The sequence below is a fragment of the Microcoleus pseudofavosus SVA1_A4 genome (genome assembly GCF_036700565.1).
GTDB lineage: Bacteria > Cyanobacteriota > Cyanobacteriia > Cyanobacteriales > Microcoleaceae > Microcoleus.
In genome coordinates, this window is the sequence record NZ_JAUBPE010000007.1 from 75,129 (window position 1) to 95,448 (window position 20,320).

Genomic DNA, 20,320 nt, shown 5'->3' on the forward strand with positions numbered 1-20,320 from the left:
TCTTCAGTGCTAAAATCCTTTTAATATCTTATTTGACAGAAATCCGTAATCCAAAACCCGCATTCTCTCGGAGAAAGCCACGATTTTGCAGAGAAACCTGTTTTCTTTTTGCCTTAGTCCTACTGGTAAAACCACTTGCAATAATTAAGGATCGCAATGAATAACAGTTATCAAACTCCAGGACTTTCGTTTAATTTGCTCACACTTAAACAAAAATTTCTAGTTTGTATGCCGGGTTTAACATAGTTTAGCAACACGGGCGACTGCTATATGTCGATTATTTCACCTCCTTGTAATCCACCCCGTAACTCGTATCTCTCCCCGACAAATACGTCGTTTTCCCCGTTAAAGTCTCCAGAGTTTGTTTCGTTTCAGCCGAAGTAATCGTATTCAGCGGCACGCCGAACTTGCTAGCCAAACCAGCCGCCACGCCCACACCTTGTCCTTGATAAATATTCACCGTCGCAATTCGCCCGACGGATACAGCCATACCGACATAACCGGACGATCGCCCGACAATGGCTAAATTCTTGACTTTGCTAGCCAAAGCGCTTTCTATGCCAAAATTATACACTGGCAGCGGCGGAATTCTCGCAGATAAATTCTTGACTCCGCCCCGCATATCGAAATCGTAGGAAAAACTGCCGATCGACTTTTCGGGTTCTGTTCCTCCTTTAATAATTTCCTGTCCCGTCAGCGGATCTACCACATCGCGAACATTCAAAGTTTGTCTGATATAAACCTCGTCTGGAATAAATACTCTCACATCTTTACCAGACTTCTTTTGTAGCCATTGTTGGAGATATGACATTTCTTTAACCATCTCAGGAGTCGGTTTTCTGCCGTTAGCTTCCATCTTCATTATTTTGTCAACTTGGTATTTAAACAGAAACCCGTTCCACGACAGCGAATTATCTTTATAAACGCAAACATTGGCTTTGTCAAAAAAGAATCCTTTATTTTGACTGAAGGGCATATTTCTGTCTATGTGATACGCTGCTCCTATAGCTACGCTTCGGATGTCGTAGCCGTCTGTATATGGCTGATAGATGGTACTCCAGAAATTCCTCATCCAGAATTTTGTACTGGCAGGATCTTTAGATTTTGTAATGCTTTCTTTAATCTTTTTTACTAAAGGGGTGTTGTAGAGAATTTCATCTTCTATTCTGTGGAAGTCGGACATCGTTATACCCGTAATTACCGGAACTACTGATACAGCTAGGGTTTCATTTTTAGATTTTATATTTTGAGATTCATATCCTGTATAATAAGATAATCCGGCTTTTCTTGCCAGTTCGGCGTCTTGAGTTGCGTCAATGTAAGAGTTAGCTTTAATTGTGACATTGCTGCCTTTTACTTCAGCATATTCAATTTTTCGATCGACTACGTGGGGAGTGAGAGTCGAGTTGGAAATAACTTTTATTCCGGCTGATGATAGCATTTCTTTGAGAGCTTTATTTGCCATTTTTGGTTCTAAGCAAGATTCGGGGACATTCGCTTTATCTAAGAATTCCCGGAAACATTGGGCGTAGGGTTGGCGGTACCAATCGGGGATTTTATCTAAATCGATGTAAGCTAAACCGCCGCGCGTGAGTAAGCCGCCCAAAGGAGCACTTCCGTAGTTCGATCGCACGATCGCAACTTTGCCCTTGGCGCCTAAAGTTTTCTTAGCCCATATCGCCGCACATATCCCCGATACTTCATCACCATATACTACTACATCGAACTTTTGCTCAGGTGATTTTTTGGGAGGTACGGCAGGCGGGCTGCTGGCTTTTTGGCGCTGAGTTTCAGTGTCTAAGGTGGCACTTGCTGGGTTTCTCTGTTCGATATAATTTTCTGCTTCTCTCAAAGGCGGATAATTAACTAAAAGTTTTACGGCGACAAAGAAGATTGCAATTGAAGCTAATTTCTTAAAAGTAGAGAGCATTCAGTTGACTCGTTGATAAATTTGCATTACCTGAAAGTGTTTTTCAGGGTTTACGGACTTGAATATAGCACGTTTAGATAATTTCGACACAGTTTTAACTTTTCCGGGAACGGTGGTAAACGAATCTTCTCAACCCAAACCTGGTGATGCTGTCCTTGGCAGCCAAAATGCTACAATTACATCAATCACCAATTTAAACATAAAAAACATGACTTTTGAGGCGGTTTTAAATCTTGTTAAGCACTTGTCTCTAGCCGAAAAGTTACGATTGATTAAGTGGATAGTTCCTGAAATAGAACGAGAATTAGTTGTTCGGCCGACTCCCCGCAAATCATTGTGGGGTTTATGTGCTGACTTGGGCATTGCACCTTCTGCCGCTGATATAGATGAAGCTCGCAGCGAAGAATGGGCGAATTTCCCAAGGGAGGATTTCTAATGCTGCGTGCTGTAGCTGATACTCATGCTGTTATCTGGTATATCTTTGGCGATTCACGACTTTCGGTGACTGCTAGAACGACAATAGAAGAGATAGCTGCCGAGGGAAATCAGGTGGATTTTTCATCAATTACATTAGCAGAAATTGTCTATCTGACCGAGAGAGGGCGGATTAATTCAACTACTCTCGATCTATTATTGAGAGAAGTTGAGAGCGATGATGCCTTATTGGTTGAAATTCCTTTCATCGCAATATAGCTCTGACTTTAAGGCAAGTTGACCGATCGCAAATTCCCGATTTGCCCGATCGCATTATTGCTGCTACTGGTTTGTATCTTAATGTACCCGTTATTAGTCGCGATCGCCGGATTCAATTATCTAGTATAGACAAGACACAATTTGGTAAATCTGAGTCACTCGGCGCAAGTTTAAATTTTCCGGCAACTGTTGTTAGCGGTTTTGCCTGTGTTACTGGTTTGGGAGGGCTATTGATGAGGGTAAGGATGGGGGGTGCGATCGTATCTCAGATATCTGGTGTCGGATAGGGCGATCGGCTACAATAATTTAAGAACAACAATTGAGTCACCTTAAAAATACAGAAAAAATGGAAAAAGTTTTTGTACATCCTGAATGTCCTTTTTCAGAAGACACCTTTAACTTATTGGCACAATTTTATGAAAACCCCAGCCTAGATTTTCGCATAACACACAAAAAAGATTTCTTAAAATATGTAGAGGAACCATTCAAGTATATTTTAAGCCAGGTAGAAGAGCAGTTACCTGATTTTATCAAAAAATATATAAATATTAAGTATGAGAGCTGTTGCCTCCTTGATTCATCAAGAAAATATTCGGTATGTACAGTCTATAGGGTAGACTACTGTAGTTTTAACAGTATGATTCCTTTCCAAGCTCCTCAGTTAATGTTAAAAGTTGAAGATCAGAGATTAACTTTTGGTTTGGAGGTAAAAGAAAATGTATTTCAGTTAATGCTATATAACTACAAAGAAGAATATAGAGATAACATTGATTTTATCGAAATCCTCAAAGGCTATAACTTGAGTAATAAACATCATTTTTATTTAGAATCTAGCTGGATAGACGAAGATTACGATGATGATGAGCATTATTTTTATGGTTTAAAGATGGAGGATGCTTATTGCCAAATGGAATCTGATAAAAATTTGCATGAGCTATTAGAAAATATTTTGAAAAATATTCCTATCGATTCACGAGAATGTGAAAAATTTAAAAGTGTTTTATTTGGTAATATTTTTACTGGGATATCACTTGAATTACAACAAATATTAGAATATTCTGCCCAACAACTAATTTATAAAATAGCGCAAACATTTAAAAAAATATTTCCATTATTTTTAATTTCTAGTCTCTACGATGACCCGGATTTACCTCGTCTACTCGATGAATATCTTTCAATCTATAAAAAGGAATTTAACCCAGTGCATCAATTAGAAGAAATTTCCGAAACTACTGGTTTTCAAACAACCCAACTAAATCAATGGATACAGGCGATTAACCGCAAAGGCCAAGCCATCATCCAAGGCCCACCCGGAACCGGAAAAACCTTCATAGCCGAAAAACTAGCCAAACACTTAATCGGCGGCGGTGACGGTTTCTCAGACATTATCCAATTTCACCCCGCCTACACCTACGAAGACTTTATCGAAGGCCTCCGCCCAATAAGTCAAAACGGACAATTAACCTACTCAATAGTTCCCGGTAGATTCCTAGAACTCTGCGAAAAAGCCGAAGCCTGTGAAGACACTTGCGTTCTCATTATTGATGAAATTAATCGCGCAAATCTTTCTCAAGTCTTTGGCGAGTTAATGTATCTCCTAGATGACCGACAAGACACAGCACGCTTTATTACACTAGCCAGCGGTAAACTATTTAGAATCCCTACAAATGTCCGCATTATCGGCACAATGAACACCGCAGACCGTTCTATTGCCTTAGTCGATAACGCACTGCGCCGCCGTTTCGCATTCATTCCCGTCTATCCAAACTATGATGTCCTGCGACAGTATCACCAAAGAGAGGAAACAGGTTTTCCAGTTGAAGAATTAATTAGTATTCTAGAGAAACTCAATAAGAAGGGAATTAAAAACAAACACTATGAACTAGGCATCTCTTTCTTTTTGACCAACCCATTAAATGAAGATATTATAAAAGACATTTGGCAAATGGAAATTGAGCCATACCTCGAAGAATACTTCTTTAATGACCAGGCAAAAATGAATGACTTTCTCTGGAATAAAATCAAGAAAACATTGGGCTATTGACAATCTAACGCCGTCATTAACGCGGATACCGTGACGTTACTTTATCCACCACAATTATGAAACCAGAATCACCCCGAATTATTGAACTTACAGAATATCAATTAGCAACTTTTGATCAAGACTCAATCCCCGAATCAGTAGGAGAGAAAATAGACCATAATTATTCCAAGGAAATAAAAATAAAATTTCCCGAAACTAAACCAAAATATCAATGGCACTTAAAATCTAAAGGCCGAGTTGGCAACATTCCAATCACTCCAGAATTTCACATCGCCATCCGCCCAAAGGTTCCCATAAACAACCTCTTCGGAATGATTGACTATGCCTACAACCTTAAGATAAAATTTCCCCAAGGCTCGATTCAGTGCCAATCTTTAGAAGAAAGTTACGAGAGATTAGCTAACATTCTTGCCCAAAAAATTCTAGAACGCTGTCGCAAAGGATTATATCGCGATTACTTACCCAAAACAGAAAGACTTGCCTACATTCGCGGCCGCGTTGATTTGCGATCGGCCCTGCAAAAACCTTGGGATGTTAAACTAAAATGCCACTATCACGAACAAACAGGCGACATCGAAGATAATCAAATTCTGGCTTGGACACTTTTCATCATTGGCCGCAGCGGTTTGTGCCGTGAATCTGTTTCATCCACTGTGCGAAAAGCCTTTCACGCACTCCAAGGATTTGTCACATTAAAACCTTTTAAATCCGAAGCTTGTATTGATAGAAATTATCACCGTTTGAATCAAGATTATCAACTTTTACACGCCTTATGTCGATTCTTTTTAGATAACACAGGGCCGAGTCACGAAACAGGCGATCGCGAAATGCTCCCTTTTCTGATAGACATGGCTAATTTATATGAACAATTTGTCGCTGAATGGCTCAAAGCAAATACACCAAAACGCTTTAAGGTCGAAGAACAATACCCAGTTAAACATGACAAAGATTATTTCGATGAGATTGACTTAATTATACGCGATATTGAAACAAATGAAATCCTGTACGTCCTCGATACAAAATACAAAGCTCCCAATAGAGTAGGCAGTGATGACCGTAATCAAATAGTTGCTTACGCAAATGCCTTAAATTGCCAAAATGCAATTCTCGTTTACCCGCAAGACCTCACAACGCGACTAGACATAAAACATGGCGCTATCCGAGTTCGCAGTTTAACTTTTTCCCTAGATAGCGACCTCGATGAAGCCGGAAAAACCTTCTTAACCTCTCTACTTCCAAACACCCTCCCCTAACTCTTCTCTGCGCCCTCTGCGCCCTCTGCGGTTCATTTCTCCACAAAAAAAGAGGCGCAATTGCGCCTCCCAAATCTTTCATGTCAGGGTTCTAAACACTAACAGCCACTTTCGCTTCTTTTGCAGTCAACTTCTCGTAAGTCGCCCGCATCTTCAATCCCACTAACACTTGGAACAAACCAGTTCCATTGTTGGAACCGGGATATTCGCGGTGCTGGAGCAACAGGTGAGTTAACTCCCCTTCATACTTCGCAGAAATCTTGCTCAAATGGCTTTCGATGTAAATCACTTCTTCGAGATTTTCAAACTGACCGTCTACTTCCAAAATTGAGACTTCGTGTCCGTAGAAAGCATCGGGCCCGTAGTACATCTTAATTCCGGGATAGGAACAAGTCAGCTTGCGGCCGCAAGGAACCCAGTTAATTGTTGAACCTTCGTCAAACAAATACGCAGGTTCAAAATTGGCGACGCCTTCGCGCTGGATCATCTGCACCCGCAGAACTTTCCGCTCTTTGTCATCTTTGATGAAGTTGGTCGGCAACACTTGAATTACCACATCAGCATATTGCTTTTGCGGGTCGATGTAGGCTGTAAAATCAGGTTTGCGAGCATTGATCGCAAACAGCACGTCTTCGTATCGGTGGCCCCGTTCCGCCATGTCGCGCTGGATTTTCCAAGCAATTTTTACTTCGTCGCTGATGTCGAGGTAGACGCTGAAGTCGAGGAGCGATCGAACTCGCTCGTCGTACAGCGGGTGCAGTCCCTCAATCACAATCACGTGATTCGGCTCTACCCGCTCAGGAGGATCGAGCAGACCGGTTTCGTGGTTGTAAATCGGCTTGTCGATCGCGTGACCTTCTTTGAGGGCCTTCATCTGCTCGGCCATCAGGTCGAAATTGTTCGCTCTGGGGTCAAGGGCGGTAATCCCAGTTTCCTTGCGCTGCTTGCGATCTAGACAATGATAGTCGTCGAGACAGATTACAGTAACGAAATCTTCCCCGAACAAATCTGTCAATCGGCGCAAAAAAGTAGATTTTCCGCATCCGGAATCTCCGGCAACGCCAATTAAAACCACGCGATCCGGCTTACTGGTCATAGTTTCCCTCTAACAAAATCACTGTTTACTAACTAACTCAAGTCTAGATTCCACAAAATTTAAGCCCGCAGATAGCGACAAGCAGGCTTTGTGCGGCTTTGCTACCCTGCGAGGATCGAGTTCTCACCAGCATACAGCAGTCAGTTGACTGCCTGCTCGGGAAGACCGAAGCAATCTTCAACGCAAGTAATTAATGCTAACTTTAGTGGTTGATCTTACCAGATTGCGTCCGCCCCCTACAAGCTCAGCGTCAATCGATTTTAGATTTTAGATTTTAGATTTTAGATTGGAGAATTAACGCCGTCAGTCAGCAGACGTGCTGGCATAAATCCAGAACCTTATAGCTCAATACGCTTGGGTTAAGGAAAATTGTAGCGAAAATGTTGGGCGGAGTGAAACGGAGGGTTCGTTCACTCGTACCCAACCGTAGCGCGATCGGTTTTTTTAGCACTAACTGAACCGTATTGCCTTATAGCTGGCTGCTGTCGGTCAATAGAAGCTATTTTTGCCCCGATGCCCCTACTCCATCCCCGACTGCCGATCGAAACGACTTATCGGGGCCGATCCCCCGATCGGGTAAAATATTGCCAGTACGCAGACAACAATAGCTATAGGTCAACACCTGAACGCAGCCGGGCTCGGCGAGCGCGGCGTTCGGCTAATTGGGAATTCCAGACGCGAGCGATCGTAACTTGACACTCCCACCTAAAGGCGAGGCCTAAAGATTGGCGCGACCAATTAGTCCAGATGGCCTTAAGAAAAAAGTAAATTGAGTCTAACGTCACATTCTCTTTCTTTATAACTCTGTATCGTGAAGGACAAGCAACAAATGTACAGCCCAACCATATCTGGTGTAGCGGCCAACTCAGAATCAGGCAGCCGCATCTTTGTTTACGAAGTCGAGGGTATGCGTCAGAGCGAAGCAACTGACCAAACAAGTCACCCGATTCGCCGTAGCGGCAGCGTATTTATCTCCGTACCCTACGATCGCATGAATCAAGAAATGCGAAGAATTATTCGCATGGGTGGCAAAATAGTCAGCATTCGTCCTTTAAATGGCGCTCCCGAAACTACTAATGGCAAAGTCGCACCAGAAGCAGGGCTACAGAGTCAGAAATCTGGAGAAGAAACTAAGCCCATGACCCAAGCAAAGGAAAAGGTTCAGGTTCCTGTTAACTTATACAAGCCGGCCAATCCCTATATTGGTAAGTGCATTTCTACAGAAGAAATGGTCAGAGAGGGCGGCGAGGGCACAGTCCGCCACGTCACCTTCGACATTTCTGGAGGAAATTTGCACTATCTCGAAGGTCAAAGTATCGGGATTATTCCCGATGGGACGGATAAAAACGGCAAACCTCACAAAATTCGGCTTTACTCGATCGCCTCCACCCGTCACGGTGACAACCTCGACGACAAAACAGTTTCTCTGTGCGTCCGCCGGCTGGAGTACAAACACCCGGAAACAGGCGAAAAAGTGTTCGGCGTTTGTTCGACTTTTCTCACCGGTTTGGAACCGGGGGCTGATGTCAAAATCACCGGCCCGGTAGGCAAGGAAATGCTGTTGCCCGACGACGAAGATGCCACCATTATTATGATGGCTACCGGTACGGGTATTGCTCCTTTCCGCGCTTATTTGTGGCGGATGTTCAAGGAAAACAATCCAGATTACAAGTTCAAAGGTTTAGCTTGGCTGTTCTTTGGAGTTGCTTACACTCCCAACATTCTCTATAAAGAAGAGTTGGAACAATTGCAGCGCGAGTTCCCCGATAATTTCCGCTTGACTTATGCCATCAGCCGCGAGCAAAAGACTGCTGACGGCGGCAAGATGTACATTCAAAGCCGGATTAAAGAGAACGCTGACGAACTGTGGGAATTGGTTCAAAAGCCGAATACTCACACTTACATCTGCGGTTTGAAGGGGATGGAAGGTGGCATCGATGAGGGAATGTCGGCTGCATCTAGCAAGTACGATGTTGACTGGATTGCCTATCAGAAACAGTTGAAAAAAGACGGTCGCTGGCACGTTGAAACCTATTAATGTGTAGCCTGATTTAATCTCAGTTGTAGGGTGGGCATTGCTCGCCCTACATTTTTTTTAAACAGTTGTTTTAAACAGTAGTGTAAAATATGAAGTAAGCTCACCGAAAAAGGGAGATCGCTGACATGACCCTAATTTCTACCCAAAAACTGACCTTTCAAGAGTATCTGAACTATCAGGGAGAATCAGGTGTTTGTTATGAATTATATCGGGGACATCTCATTGAAATGCCAACACCCACAGCAATACATATCAAAATCTGTGAATTTTTGGTTTACCAGTTCCGGCGCTTCTTTGCAGCACACAACCTACCGCTAGTTGCAGTTGTCACCACCGCAGTCCGAACCGAGGAAAACTCTTCCCGCGTTCCTGATGTTGTGATTTGCACTCAGAGTCTTTGGGAACAAGTCTGTGCCCAACCTGGTTCCGCAGTCTTGGACTTTGAAGAAAAACCGCTGTTAGTGATAGAAGTTACCAGTCAAAATTGGCGGGACGACTACATCCGCAAACGGGCAGAATATGACTTAATCGATATCCCTGAATATTGGATTGTAGACCCCAATCAACCGAAAATACGAGTGTGTAGCCGTCCCGAAAATGAAGGCAGTTACTCTCACCAGGAATTTTTGCCGGGACAGCAAGTTCAGTCTGTACAGTTCGCTGAATTTATTCTATCGGTGAATACGCTGCTCTCTGGGCCGCTAGTAGAAGATTTAATTCGAGAAGAAGAAGCACAGCGACAGCAGCTAGAACAGCAAAATCAGGAGTTAGAACAGCAAAATCAGGAACTCGAACAGCAAAATCAGGAGTTAGAACAGCAAGTTAATGCAGAACGGCAGCGGGCCGAAAGATTGGCGCAGCGGCTCCGAGAAATGGGGATAGAGATGGATACAGAACTTTGAATTGTAATATCAAATCCGGTTAATTAGTCATTTAGATCCCCGACTTCTTAAAGAAGTCGGGGATCTGGGTATTGGGCTTACTTAATGACAAATTGCTTTATTATCATACAATGATTGTAGGTTAATTGAGTTTCAACGGGTCAAAGTCGTGGCTTTCAAAATTGGTTTGCTAGGTTTGGGTACAGTTGGCGCGGGAACGGCAGAGATTTTGCTCTCTCCAGACGGCCACCATCCGCTGTTGCAGGAATTGGAAATCTATCGGGTGGGAGTGCGCGATATTTCTCGAACTCGGTCTTTACAATTGCCAGAAAATGTGCTGACAACTAATCTGGAAGCGATCGCAACTGACCCGGAAATTGATATTGTAGTAGAACTGATTGGCGGATTGGAACCGGCGCGATCGCTCATTTTACAGGCTATTGCCAGCGGCAAGCACGTCGTCACTGCCAACAAAGCAGTTATCGCCCGCTACGGGAATGAAATATTCGAGGCCGCTAACAAAAAAGGCGTTTACGTAATGCTAGAAGCTGCTGTCGGCGGCGGCATTCCGGTCATTCAAGCCCTCAAACAATCCTTAGTTGCAAACCGCATTAAAAGTGTCACCGGCATCGTCAACGGTACAACTAATTACATCCTGACGCGGATGCAAACAGAAGGCGCAGACTTTGCCGAAGTGCTCGCTGACGCTCAGCAATTAGGTTATGCTGAAGCTGACCCCACAGCAGATGTAGATGGATTAGATGCGGCCGATAAAATTGCTATTTTAGCCTCGCTAGCTTTTGGCGGACGCATCAAATTAGCAGATGTTCACTGCGAAGGTATTAGACAAGTTAGTGCTGCCGATATTGACTACGCCGACAAGCTGGGATTTGTGATTAAATTGTTGGCTATTGCTCAAGAAACCTCCCGCCGCAATGGCGAGCAAGCGGAGGGAGAAAGCGAACTGCTGTCAATTCGAGTGCATCCTAGTTTTGTGCCGAAAACTCATCCGCTAGCCAATGTAAACGGGGTTTACAATGCAATTTTAGTGGAAGGAGAGCCGATCGGGCAATTGATGCTGTACGGGCGCGGCGCGGGTGCGGGCCCCACAGCTAGCGCCGTAGTATCCGACATCATGAATGTGGCAGCCATCCTGAAAACCGAAACTGTTCCGATTCCCCATCCTTTGCTGAGTTGCAGTCACCAACACTACTGCAAAATTGCTCCGATGCAGGAACTTGTTACTCGCTTTTACGCCCGTTTTCTGACGCGCGATACTCCCGGGGTAATTGGCAAACTCGGCACTTGTTTCGGCAATCACAAAGTTAGTTTGGAATCAATTGTGCAGACGGGGATTCACGACGATTTAGCAGAAATTGTCGTCGTGACTCACGATGTTAGGGAAGGTAATTTTCAACAAGCACTCGATGAAATTCGCGCGATGGAAGCAGTCGATAGTATTGCTAGCACGTTGCGAGTTTTGTAAAAGTGATTTGGTAGCGGCGGGTTTTACAAACAAGATTTGCCAATAATTGACAATCTATAAAACCCGCCCTCGCCCAACGGTAAATCCCCGCTTACATTTTTCGCATTTGATATAAGTAAAAGTTGATTGAGATTATTCGTTGTGCGGGGGCAAGTTTATGTAGATTGTTTGTACTCATTAAATATTGTTGGTAAAATCCGCCCCTACCAAAAAATGAAAACTGAATTGGATTTTGTCGATCGCCCTACAGGAAGGCACTTGCTAGATTCTATCTACGAAAAATTTGCAAAACCCCAACTGCACGATACTTTTAAACCCAATAATCCTTCAATTTACATTCGGCACGATGAGGGGCAAGTTATTGATGGAAATTATATCATAAAAAAAGTGTTTGAAGACTCTCGGACTGGTTTTTATGCTGAAAGTCGCGTTCCCGTTTCTGGCAATAATTCGCCTGTTCTCGTGATTCGCGGATACGGTTCATGGTATCCTTTCGAGCGCGTTTTGGAAGATACGCCAGATGTATTTATGGCAAAACTAGAACGCCAGTTAAAATCGGCGCAAACGGAGGGTGCTGTTGATTGGATCGAGCAGCAATTTCACAGCGGAAATCCGCCGGATGTCATCGGAGAAAGTTTGGGCGGCAAAGTTGCTCAGCAAATAGCAGCAAAATACCCGGATTATATTAGATCGACTGTAATTTTTAATTCTTTGGGCGTTTCGGAAAAGTTAGCTCAAACTTCCACCGCTAACAATGTTTTTCACTACTTTACTTTAGGCGAAAGGTATGCTTTCTGGGCAAATGAAGGCGATTACATACCGGGAAAGATTTTTGTGATTTCCCATAAAGGCAACAACTGTTGTTATAAAATCGAAGAGGCGATCGTCCGAATGGCACATTTTGAAGGCAAGTTTCAGAAAAGGCGAGTTTTGGTGGTAGTATTGGCTCAGTTGCTTTTGGTAAACAGGCACAATGCGATCGTTCTGAACAAGCGAAAACCGGTAGTCGTTCAGATCGATCGCGCTCAATTGCAAATTTTCCGAAAAAACCGCTTTGTGTAAACTCAGAGAGAATTGCTTGAGGCTGCAGATGGCTGATTTTCCCGCGCTGCGGCGGCGAGAACCAGACAAAGTGCCGCTATCGCCTTTTCCCATTCTTGCTTTACGGCGGTGGGTTGAACCTCGTCAAAGGCGCTAACTAAACGAGGGATCGATCGCTCTAATGCCGATCGAGGAATTGATTTGTGCAGATCGACTAAACGAGTTAAACTTTCTTGATTCTTCAAAAAACCGACTACCCATTTAGTAGCATGATCGGGACTGTCAGGGACGTTTTTAATTCCTAGTTCTGTTTGCAACCAATCGTAAAAAAGCGGAAGCTTTTGAGCTAAAACAGTTCCAGCAGTTGGCAAAGTTTCTTTGAGTAAAGCAGTATCGAGACTTCCCAAGAGTTGACTGAGTTCCGGTGAATCGAGCAAGCTGGTTAATGGAAGTGAAAGCAGGGCTTCAGAAGCCTCAGGGGATACATTTAAAGTCCGCGAAAATGTTGGAATCATTGAATAGTATGTGGTATGGATGACTTTTGTAGCATAACAATAACGCGGATCGAGGAATATGAGGTAGCTCATATTAGCAATATTGTAACATCTCGATCGCCAAACAAGCATCTAAATCTAGCTGTACATATCTCCGTATATCTGCGTATATCTGCGTGAATCTGCGGTTAATAATTTCCCCTTAAATATTCTAAACAAATTCTCCCTTAGCAACCATCACCACCTTACCACCAACCAAAACTGCTATTTCCCCTTCATTTTGGGCTGCTTGTAACAACAGCAAAGAAGGTCGATCTATTTCATAACCCTGCTCAACTCTGACATCAATCTTTTCTTGCCCATAATAAGCATATTCTACCAAATATCCAGCCAAACAGCCGTTAGCACTGCCAGTCGCCGGATCTTCTGGAATTCCTAATGAATGGGCAAAAACTCGCACGCTTAAATCATTAACGTCGCTGTAGGTTTCTGGGCAAAATATCAAAATTTCTTTTGCTTCCATTCTATCAATTAGCTCAAAATATTTATCTAAGTTGACTTGAGATTTTTTGAGCGAGGCGAGAGTTTTTAATGGGACAATTATAAACGGTACTCCCGTAGAAACTTCTTGAATTGGGAAGTTTGCATCAATTTCATCTGGTTCTAAATTCAGAACATTTGCCAGACTTTCGGCTGATAAAACTTGACCAAAACTAGGCGGGTTTTGCCGCATCCACAAAATATCTGCCAATTCATTGTGATAATTAAAAGTAACTGGAATTTGACCGACGGCTAGATTGAGAATTACTCGATCGACCTTTTGGCGAATCATCTCTTGCTGCAACACAAACGCAGTGCCCAAAGTCGGATGACCCGCAAAGGGCAATTCCTTCTTGGGCGTGAAGATTCGCACGTCATAGCCGCCATTTCGCGGATCGGGCGATCGCACAAACGTAGTTTCTGAATAATTGATTTCCCTCGCTATCAGCAGCATTTGGGCCTCAGATAGTTCGGCAACTCCCGCACCGCAAAATACAGCTAGTTGATTGCCAGCATATTTTGACTCCGCAAACACGTCAACTATATAAAAATTCACATTTCCCTCGTTCAATAGTAGTTTGTGTAGCAGCGGTTTCAACCGCCTCCTCCTTATAAAAGAGGTTTTTAACTTGCTATTTCAAACAGCGAATTGCTTCCAACATTCCCCTGGCTTTATTGAGCGTTTCTTCGTACTCCATATCAGGGTTAGAATCAGCCACCAAACCAGCACCTGCTTGCACAGAAACCGAATGTTTATCGCCTCCTTGAGAACGAACAACCATAGTCCGAATGGCGATCGCACTATTCAACTGTCCCTCAAAATCATAATACCCGTAAACCCCAGAATACGGCCCCCGGCGGCAACCTTCCAACTCGTGCACGATTTCCATCGCCCGAATCTTCGGAGCACCGCTAACCGTACCCGCAGGAAAACCAGCTTTCAACAAATCCCAAGCCGTCTTATCCTCAGCCAATTCTCCCACCACATTGCTCACAATGTGCATCACGTGAGAATAACGCTCAATTCCCATTAATTCGTCAACTTTTACCGTACCGTTTCGGCACACTCTGCCTAAATCGTTCCTACCCAAATCAACTAACATGACGTGTTCCGCAATTTCTTTCGGATCTTGCAGCAATTCAGCAGCCAAAGCATCATCTTCTTGAGGAGTCTTACCCCTGCGGCGAGTGCCGGCAATCGGTCGCAAAGTTGCTATCTTTTTGCCATCGGCAGTATTTTCCGCCTTCACCATAATCTCTGGACTCGAACCGATAATCTGCCAATCTCCGAAATTGAAATATGCCATGTACGGAGAAGGATTAATCAGACGCAAAGAGCGGTAAAGTGCAAAAGGATCGCCGCTGTATTCAGATTCCAGCCGCTGGGAAATAACTACTTGAAAAATATCTCCCGCTTTGATATAATCCTTAGCTTTTAATACATTGGCACAATACTTTTCGGGAGTAGTATTGCTGGTGTAACTCAATTCTGTATTTCCGGTTGTGGAACGGGCATCTTGCCCGTCATCGGGAGGAGTCCATTCTATCAGAGTAGATTGCTGAGAAAGTGGCGATTTCAGCTTATCAACTAACTGAGAAACCCGATCGCACGCTTTCTGATAAGCCGCAGCCCAATCAACCCCAACCTCCCGCAAATCCGCATAAGCTACGGCCCAAATCTTCCGTTTCACCTGATCGAAAATCAACAAATTATCAACCTGCATCCACAACCCATCCGGCAAATCATTCTCGGTTGCTGGATAAACAGGAACTCGCGGCTCGATCCACTTAATTAACTCATAACCCCAAAACCCGAATAACCCGCCAATTCCCGGCGGTAACTGCGGCAATTTGACGGGTTTGTAAGACTGCAAACATTCAGTTAAAGCCGCAAACGGATCGCCCGTAAATACTTTTTCGGAACCGTCGCGGTAAACTTGAGTTGTGCGATCGCCCTTAGCCTCCAAAATCCACAGCGGATCGCACCCTAAGAAACTATAACGCCCGAGTTTTTCCCCACCTTCCACCGACTCCAGCAGAAAACTGTAAGGTTGACCCGCACAAACCCGATACCACGCAGACACCGGCGTATCCAAATCAGCAACCCATTCTTGATACACGGGTACAAAATTGCCTTGTTTCGCCAGTTCCGAAAATTGTGAGAAATCGGGGAATATCATATATAGCAGATGTTGAAGGAAGAAGGAAGAAGGAAGAAGGAAGAAAGAAGAAGGAAGAAGGAAGAAGGAAAATGCAATCCTGGCAATAATTTCAGCGATTAAAAGCGCCCTAACCGTCTTGGTACTCAATAAGCAAAAGACGGAAACCAACATCCCTCCGGCGACTGATACTCGCCAACTGCCATCACCGCCATCGGCTTGAGGGCACGCAGCCCCTCTTGCAAGCACCAGCGAAACAAACTTGCATACCTCAGCGGCAAGTGAAAAGAAAGCAATTCTTCTGAAATGTACGCAGCAGCCCCCAAGAGCAAAGCCTGCATATCCGCTTCAGTTTGGGCGACGCTGTGGCTCAAAGCAGACACCGCACAAGTATAAGCCACAATCTGACCTTGCCGGCAGGCAACGAAGGAAGAAAAGTCATTCAGGGCGTCTTCAATCTCCGAAGTTCGATCGCACCCGCACAGTTTTTCGCACAAAGCGGCACATTCACCAACATCCTCACTAGCCATCGGTCGCACCTCAAACCCATGCTGCGGCTGGCTGCGAAACTTGCCCTGCATTAACACGAAAGGTTCCTTCACCTCAAAACCCAAAGAAGCGTACAGCGACAGCGACGCCATATTAAAAGATTCTTGAACCAAACGGATGCCCACAGCGTCCTGTCCGCGTTCCAGCAAAGCTTTCATGATTTCCCGTCCCGTGCTGCGGCCTTGAAAAGTTCGATCGACACTGACGGGCCCGATACCGCGAATCGGGTTGCGTTCGTCCATAAATCCGCAGCCGACAACGGCACCGGAACTCTCGGCTACTATGTCAAAAAACAACGGACTTTCGATCAGAAAGTCTATAATTTCAGTTGAAAACTCCAGCGTCGGAAAATCTGTTGGGAACTGATGGCGATCGGAAATATCTTTAAAAGCTTCATAATTAATGCGAGCGCAAACATCGATATCAGAAGGCTGCGCTCGCCTGATTGCGACATTCATTTTTAATTTAACGATTAACTTTTAATTAGATTTGAATTTTGCAGTAGAGTTCGGGCGCGGAAGCCAACGGCATCAGGCACCCGAATACTACTGCAAAAACAAGTTTACAAGCTGAGCCGTCCAGGGAATGTTACCTATGTTTTGCTCAGCGATGCAGTCACGACCTTAAGGATCGTAAGTCTTTTTACCGGTAAACTTCACCTTAATCGGATTTGGATTGCTGCCAATATTGCGGTCAATCTTACCGTTGTAGGGACGACCTTCGTTCACCTTCTCAGGGAACACGCCATCCTTGGGATGCAGGTACTCAGTAGTACCGTCTGGAAACACGCGGTAAATTTTGTAGTTCGTGATTTTGAATTTAGCCCGCAGTTGCTGGCCGCCCAAAGCGATGCACTGCTCCTTCCGGGGCAGATGCAGCAAGTTGTCGCCTTGACGCATAATCGCAGCGCCACCAGTAGGCATTTCAAACACCTGCTCCTTGGGGCTAGTCCAAGTGATAGCGTACTTCTCTTCAACTAGCGCCTTGGTCAGCAAGCCGCCTGTGCTGCCGCCGAAGATTGGGGGTTGTCCAGTGAGTTGTTCGGCCATAGATATATCCAAAGGATTTTTAGGGCATCGTATCATCGAGACTGCACGCTGTTCTCGAAATTGTAAGGAAAATTAACAGTTTTTTGGCGATCGATCTTTTCTGATAATTGATTATTAGTAATTAATAATTGATAATTGGTAATTTCCACGAAAGTTAGAAAACAGAATTAGGAAACACGAATCCCGAAAAAATAATCAAAAAAAGCAGCAATCCTTCTGGTGCTTGTGGCGCACCAGAAGAATCGCACATTCCCCCCAATTCCCCCCGCACGCGATCGAACAATTTACCGCGTCAACCCTAAGTCAAGAACCAATTAGGGTCATAGCCGCGCGGAATTTGACTCAAAGCAGTCCAAGTTTCTCGATCGACAATCCCGTCGGCCTCCATCCCAAAGCTTTTTTGAAATGCGCGAACAGCTTTCTCCGTTAAATTAGACCGGCAATCAAAATTATTAAACATTACGGTGATTTACCAAAATTAGAATGCCATCCAGGACAAATCTCTCATGTATTTATAAATTTGATTGCTAATGCGATCGATGCTTCGGAAGAATCCAACCCGGGCCAAACCTACCCAAATATTGAAAAAAATCCCAATACAATGACAATTGATACGGTGAGTGTTTGCGAGAAATAACTGGAAATAATAGACTGGATTGTGATTCGGACTGCTGACAGCGGGCTGGGAATACCGGAATCAGTCATTCGATTTTAGATTTTAGATTTTGGATTTTGGATTGACCCCACGGATAAATTCGGGGGCTTGAGGATTTTAGATTTTAGATTTTGGATTGATTCCACGGATAAATCACGTGGCGGGTACTATCAAAAAAAAATTGTCATAACAAAATTATTTACGCCATTTTTTACAACTAAAGCAGAAGGCAAAGGTACGGGATTGGGACTGTCTATTTGCTATCAGATAGTAACTGAAAAACTTGGGGGAAATCGCTCTAAACAGTGGGAATAGTAAAGTGAAATTCACTTCCTCGGTCTTTTCCTGCAGAATCTACCCAAATTTTACCGCCCCACCCGGCAACAATCTGTTTGCAAATTGCCAATCCCAAACCGGTACCGCCTGCGCTGCGCCGCAAAGCTCCTTCTTCTTGATAAAATCGATCGAACACTACTTTTAAACTGTTAGCCTCTATTCCCCTCCCCGTATCGGCTACGATCACTTCCACCATCTGACAACCGTTGCATTTCGCTCTTATGGTCACGCTTCCTTGAGGTGTGGTGAATTTGCAAGCGTTGTCTAGCAGTTTCGAGATCACCTCCACCAACCACTCTCCGTCTGCTTGCACTAAAGGCAATTCTGCGGACACTTCGGCGATAATTTCCGGTAACTGTCGATCGATCCCGCCGCGCGATCGCACGCTGCTGAGGGCCAAATCAACGCATTCTTGCAGCGTCAGCGATTCTACATTCCATTGAACTCGCCCGCTTTCTAAGTGAGAAAGAGTTAAGAAATCCTGCACGAGTTTCCGCATTCGATCGGCATCGCCGAGGGCAGTTTCTAACATGATTTGCCGCAATTCTGCGGGCATATCTGGTTCGGAATTCAAGCTTTCCAAACAAACTTGAATGGTAGAAAGCGGAGTGCGGAGTTCGTGTCCGGTGATGGCAATTAGATTGCTGCGAGTGCGGTCTAATGCTTCTAATTGTTGGTTGAGTTCTTCTAAATGAGCGTAGGTTTCGGCTTGAATTAAGGCTGCTCCGAGCTGGGTGGCGATCGCCTCTACTAAAGCAATTTCGTCTTCTTCCCAAGCCAAAGCCGATCGGCACTGGTGCATTTCCACCATGCCCAAAACCCGCCCCTGATAAAGCACCGGCACCATCAACCAAGACACGATCTGCCAATTTTTTACAGTTTTTTTCAGGGATTTTGTATTGACAATCAGCGGGTGTTGTGCTGTGTCTTGGATGTAAACTCGCTCTTGCCGCGCTACCGCGTCGCTCCATATTGGATTTTCCTGCAACGGCCAAGTCTGATTTAGTAGAGAACTAGCACCCCGACGCAAAAACTCGCGATCTATTTTGACCGCCACATCTGCGGCTTTGCACCGATAAATCAAACAGCGGCTTGCTGACAGGGCTGTTCCCAGTTCTTGCACTGCGACTTCGACGATTTCTTGCGGGTTGAGAGACTGCCGCATTGCCGTTGTAATTAAATTTACGAGGCGTTCTTTGCGTTCCTGAGCGGCGATGGCGGCGTATGCTTTGAGCAGTTTGTGCTGACCTGCTTGCAAGTAGGTTACTAAGCGTTCGGTAAAAGCGTCGCTCAATTTGGGATTGGGAATTTTTGAGTCTTTTGGCGCACTTATGTCGGGTTTTGCGGCTTTGGAGGCGGCGGATTTCCTGGTTTTTTTCGGTGTTTTGACGAGATTGTAAGTAGTTCGCGCTCGATCGATCTTTTCGGCCAATTCCGGGCGATAATTAACAATTCTATCGAGCAACAATGCGGCAGCTTTGGAGCTTACCTCGCGGTCGAACGTCCAAATTCCTTCAAATCTGCGAGCTTGATCCATCAACAGCGGCTCGCGCTCGTCCTGATTTTCGACCGGCACAATTTTTTCTTGACAAATCAGGCAAGTTGAGTAGTGTTGCCCCAGCACCACTAAGTGCCACTCTTTACTTAATCCGTCCTCCGGTGCAAACGCCACAGTTTCGTGACACTCCGAAGCATTTTTAAAGTCAGTTTCCGGTGCTGCTAGCACGTATACCTGAGAGGAGCGTGAGGCAATTCGTCGGTAGCGGTGAGCTTCCTGGCGGTAGAAGCGCTCTCGCTGAAAGCTGGCAATGACTAGCGGTTCGTCGTCGGAGCCCGCCAAAACCAAGTCTTCCATCGCGTGAGACAGCGCTGTCATGGAAGATTTGAAATAAATTTGTGCCCGCAGTTGGGGCAAAGCTTGCAGAAGTTCTGCCAGTAGCGAAATAGGGACGATCATCTAGCCTTAAACGTGCATTTTTGCCGATGACAAAACAGGATCGATAGGAGTTGAGATCGATCCTTCTTCAGTATCTGATACATTTACAGCACTTGGTAAATAAAGTACAAATTCCTGGA

At 44.6% G+C, this 20,320-nt stretch carries 20 protein-coding genes; 10 read left to right on the forward strand and 10 right to left on the reverse strand.

Annotated elements, in window-relative coordinates:
* Positions 1 to 277: 277 nt before the first annotated feature.
* The gene (locus QUA02_RS05055; protein WP_333025785.1) at positions 278 to 1,930 is read right to left on the reverse strand and encodes an FAD-dependent oxidoreductase; all 1,653 of its coding nucleotides are present in this window, start codon (positions 1,928 to 1,930) and stop codon (positions 278 to 280) included.
* Positions 1,931 to 1,988: 58 nt separating this feature from the next.
* Between QUA02_RS05055 and QUA02_RS05060 the strand changes: the two genes are divergently transcribed.
* The 5 genes from QUA02_RS05060 to QUA02_RS05080 are packed head-to-tail and all read left to right on the forward strand — an operon-like array spanning position 1,989 to position 5,920.
* Positions 1,989 to 2,366 (forward strand): hypothetical protein, encoded by a 378-nt coding sequence (locus QUA02_RS05060; RefSeq protein WP_333025787.1) that lies wholly within the window; start codon positions 1,989 to 1,991, stop codon positions 2,364 to 2,366.
* Positions 2,366 to 2,623 carry a type II toxin-antitoxin system VapC family toxin gene (locus tag QUA02_RS05065; protein ID WP_333025788.1) on the forward strand — a complete coding sequence of 86 codons (258 nt, stop codon included), beginning with the start codon at positions 2,366 to 2,368 and terminating at the stop codon, positions 2,621 to 2,623. The genes QUA02_RS05060 and QUA02_RS05065 overlap by 1 nt, the downstream gene beginning before the upstream one ends.
* Positions 2,624 to 2,664: 41 nt before the next feature.
* Positions 2,665 to 2,910 (forward strand): hypothetical protein, encoded by a 246-nt coding sequence (locus QUA02_RS05070; RefSeq protein ID WP_333025789.1) that lies wholly within the window; start codon positions 2,665 to 2,667, stop codon positions 2,908 to 2,910.
* A 59-nt stretch (positions 2,911 to 2,969) separates the two neighbouring features.
* On the forward strand, positions 2,970 to 4,667 hold the full coding sequence (locus QUA02_RS05075) for an McrB family protein (protein ID WP_333025791.1): 1,698 nt from the start codon (positions 2,970 to 2,972) through the stop codon (positions 4,665 to 4,667).
* Between the two features lie 56 nt (positions 4,668 to 4,723).
* Positions 4,724 to 5,920 carry an McrC family protein gene (locus QUA02_RS05080; protein ID WP_333025792.1) on the forward strand — a complete coding sequence of 399 codons (1,197 nt, stop codon included), beginning with the start codon at positions 4,724 to 4,726 and terminating at the stop codon, positions 5,918 to 5,920.
* 91 nt (positions 5,921 to 6,011) lie between these two features.
* On the opposite strand, the gene QUA02_RS05085 is transcribed toward QUA02_RS05080, so the two are convergent.
* On the reverse strand, positions 6,012 to 7,016 hold the full coding sequence (locus QUA02_RS05085) for a phosphoribulokinase (RefSeq protein WP_333025793.1): 1,005 nt from the start codon (positions 7,014 to 7,016) through the stop codon (positions 6,012 to 6,014).
* A 608-nt stretch (positions 7,017 to 7,624) separates the two neighbouring features.
* On the reverse strand, positions 7,625 to 7,801 hold the full coding sequence (locus QUA02_RS05090) for a hypothetical protein (RefSeq protein ID WP_333025794.1): 177 nt from the start codon (positions 7,799 to 7,801) through the stop codon (positions 7,625 to 7,627).
* Between the two features lie 44 nt (positions 7,802 to 7,845).
* On the opposite strand from QUA02_RS05090, the gene cpcD/petH reads away from it, so the two are divergent.
* The 4 genes from cpcD/petH (at position 7,846) to QUA02_RS05110 (ending at position 12,483) form a co-directional block, all read left to right on the forward strand.
* Positions 7,846 to 9,054 (forward strand): bifunctional rod-capping linker CpcD/ferredoxin--NADP reductase PetH, encoded by a 1,209-nt coding sequence (gene cpcD/petH / locus QUA02_RS05095; RefSeq protein ID WP_333025796.1) that lies wholly within the window; start codon positions 7,846 to 7,848, stop codon positions 9,052 to 9,054.
* A gap of 125 nt (positions 9,055 to 9,179) precedes the next feature.
* Positions 9,180 to 9,956: a Uma2 family endonuclease gene (locus tag QUA02_RS05100; RefSeq protein ID WP_333025798.1), complete on the forward strand. Its 777-nt coding sequence runs from the start codon at positions 9,180 to 9,182 to the stop codon at positions 9,954 to 9,956.
* Between the two features lie 148 nt (positions 9,957 to 10,104).
* Positions 10,105 to 11,421, forward strand: coding sequence for a homoserine dehydrogenase (locus QUA02_RS05105; RefSeq protein ID WP_333025799.1), 1,317 nt, complete (start codon positions 10,105 to 10,107; stop codon positions 11,419 to 11,421).
* Between the two features lie 213 nt (positions 11,422 to 11,634).
* Positions 11,635 to 12,483, forward strand: a complete 849-nt coding sequence (locus QUA02_RS05110; RefSeq protein WP_333025801.1) for an alpha/beta fold hydrolase — start codon at positions 11,635 to 11,637, stop codon at positions 12,481 to 12,483.
* Between the two features lie 2 nt (positions 12,484 to 12,485).
* On the opposite strand, the gene QUA02_RS05115 is transcribed toward QUA02_RS05110, so the two are convergent.
* The 6 genes from QUA02_RS05115 to QUA02_RS05140 form a co-directional block, all read right to left on the reverse strand.
* Entirely contained in the window at positions 12,486 to 13,049 is a 564-nt protein-coding gene (locus QUA02_RS05115) for a hypothetical protein (RefSeq protein WP_333025802.1), read from the reverse strand.
* Between the two features lie 118 nt (positions 13,050 to 13,167).
* Positions 13,168 to 14,052, reverse strand: a complete 885-nt coding sequence (locus QUA02_RS05120; RefSeq protein ID WP_333025804.1) for a PhzF family protein — start codon at positions 14,050 to 14,052, stop codon at positions 13,168 to 13,170.
* Positions 14,053 to 14,128: 76 nt separating this feature from the next.
* Entirely contained in the window at positions 14,129 to 15,676 is a 1,548-nt protein-coding gene (trpE, locus tag QUA02_RS05125; RefSeq protein ID WP_333025805.1) for an anthranilate synthase component I, read from the reverse strand.
* A gap of 125 nt (positions 15,677 to 15,801) precedes the next feature.
* Positions 15,802 to 16,662, reverse strand: coding sequence for a GNAT family N-acetyltransferase (locus QUA02_RS05130; protein ID WP_333025806.1), 861 nt, complete (start codon positions 16,660 to 16,662; stop codon positions 15,802 to 15,804).
* Positions 16,663 to 16,827: 165 nt separating this feature from the next.
* Complete coding sequence (locus QUA02_RS05135; RefSeq protein ID WP_333025807.1) at positions 16,828 to 17,253, reverse strand: photosystem I reaction center subunit II PsaD; 426 nt, start codon at positions 17,251 to 17,253, stop codon at positions 16,828 to 16,830.
* Between the two features lie 298 nt (positions 17,254 to 17,551).
* The gene (locus tag QUA02_RS05140; RefSeq protein ID WP_333025808.1) at positions 17,552 to 17,713 is read right to left on the reverse strand and encodes a peptidoglycan-binding domain-containing protein; all 162 of its coding nucleotides are present in this window, start codon (positions 17,711 to 17,713) and stop codon (positions 17,552 to 17,554) included.
* A gap of 303 nt (positions 17,714 to 18,016) precedes the next feature.
* Here QUA02_RS05140 and QUA02_RS05145 point away from each other — a divergent pair, with 303 nt between their 5' ends.
* Positions 18,017 to 18,223 (forward strand): ATP-binding protein, encoded by a 207-nt coding sequence (locus QUA02_RS05145; RefSeq protein WP_333025809.1) that lies wholly within the window; start codon positions 18,017 to 18,019, stop codon positions 18,221 to 18,223.
* On the opposite strand, the gene QUA02_RS05150 is transcribed toward QUA02_RS05145, so the two are convergent.
* Complete coding sequence (locus QUA02_RS05150; protein WP_333025810.1) at positions 18,207 to 20,201, reverse strand: DICT sensory domain-containing protein; 1,995 nt, start codon at positions 20,199 to 20,201, stop codon at positions 18,207 to 18,209. The two genes, QUA02_RS05145 and QUA02_RS05150, sit on opposite strands and share 17 nt — an antisense overlap.
* Positions 20,202 to 20,320: the final 119 nt, after the last annotated feature.

What these genes read in the sequence shown, in the direction of transcription:
- QUA02_RS05135 (WP_333025807.1), bottom strand. Translation starts at nt 17,253, where the DNA reads ATGGCCGAACAACTCACTGGACAACCCCCAATCTTCGGCGGCAGCACA.
- QUA02_RS05140 (WP_333025808.1), bottom strand. Translation starts at nt 17,713, where the DNA reads ATGTTTAATAATTTTGATTGCCGGTCTAATTTAACGGAGAAAGCTGTT.
- QUA02_RS05065 (WP_333025788.1), top strand. Translation starts at nt 2,366, where the DNA reads ATGCTGCGTGCTGTAGCTGATACTCATGCTGTTATCTGGTATATCTTT.
- QUA02_RS05130 (WP_333025806.1), bottom strand. Translation starts at nt 16,662, where the DNA reads ATGAATGTCGCAATCAGGCGAGCGCAGCCTTCTGATATCGATGTTTGC.
- cpcD/petH (WP_333025796.1), top strand. Translation starts at nt 7,846, where the DNA reads ATGTACAGCCCAACCATATCTGGTGTAGCGGCCAACTCAGAATCAGGC.
- QUA02_RS05110 (WP_333025801.1), top strand. Translation starts at nt 11,635, where the DNA reads ATGAAAACTGAATTGGATTTTGTCGATCGCCCTACAGGAAGGCACTTG.
- QUA02_RS05150 (WP_333025810.1), bottom strand. Translation starts at nt 20,201, where the DNA reads ATGATCGTCCCTATTTCGCTACTGGCAGAACTTCTGCAAGCTTTGCCC.
- QUA02_RS05100 (WP_333025798.1), top strand. Translation starts at nt 9,180, where the DNA reads ATGACCCTAATTTCTACCCAAAAACTGACCTTTCAAGAGTATCTGAAC.
- QUA02_RS05080 (WP_333025792.1), top strand. Translation starts at nt 4,724, where the DNA reads ATGAAACCAGAATCACCCCGAATTATTGAACTTACAGAATATCAATTA.
- QUA02_RS05055 (WP_333025785.1), bottom strand. Translation starts at nt 1,930, where the DNA reads ATGCTCTCTACTTTTAAGAAATTAGCTTCAATTGCAATCTTCTTTGTC.
- trpE (WP_333025805.1), bottom strand. Translation starts at nt 15,676, where the DNA reads ATGATATTCCCCGATTTCTCACAATTTTCGGAACTGGCGAAACAAGGC.
- QUA02_RS05075 (WP_333025791.1), top strand. Translation starts at nt 2,970, where the DNA reads ATGGAAAAAGTTTTTGTACATCCTGAATGTCCTTTTTCAGAAGACACC.
- QUA02_RS05115 (WP_333025802.1), bottom strand. Translation starts at nt 13,049, where the DNA reads ATGAGCTACCTCATATTCCTCGATCCGCGTTATTGTTATGCTACAAAA.
- QUA02_RS05085 (WP_333025793.1), bottom strand. Translation starts at nt 7,016, where the DNA reads ATGACCAGTAAGCCGGATCGCGTGGTTTTAATTGGCGTTGCCGGAGAT.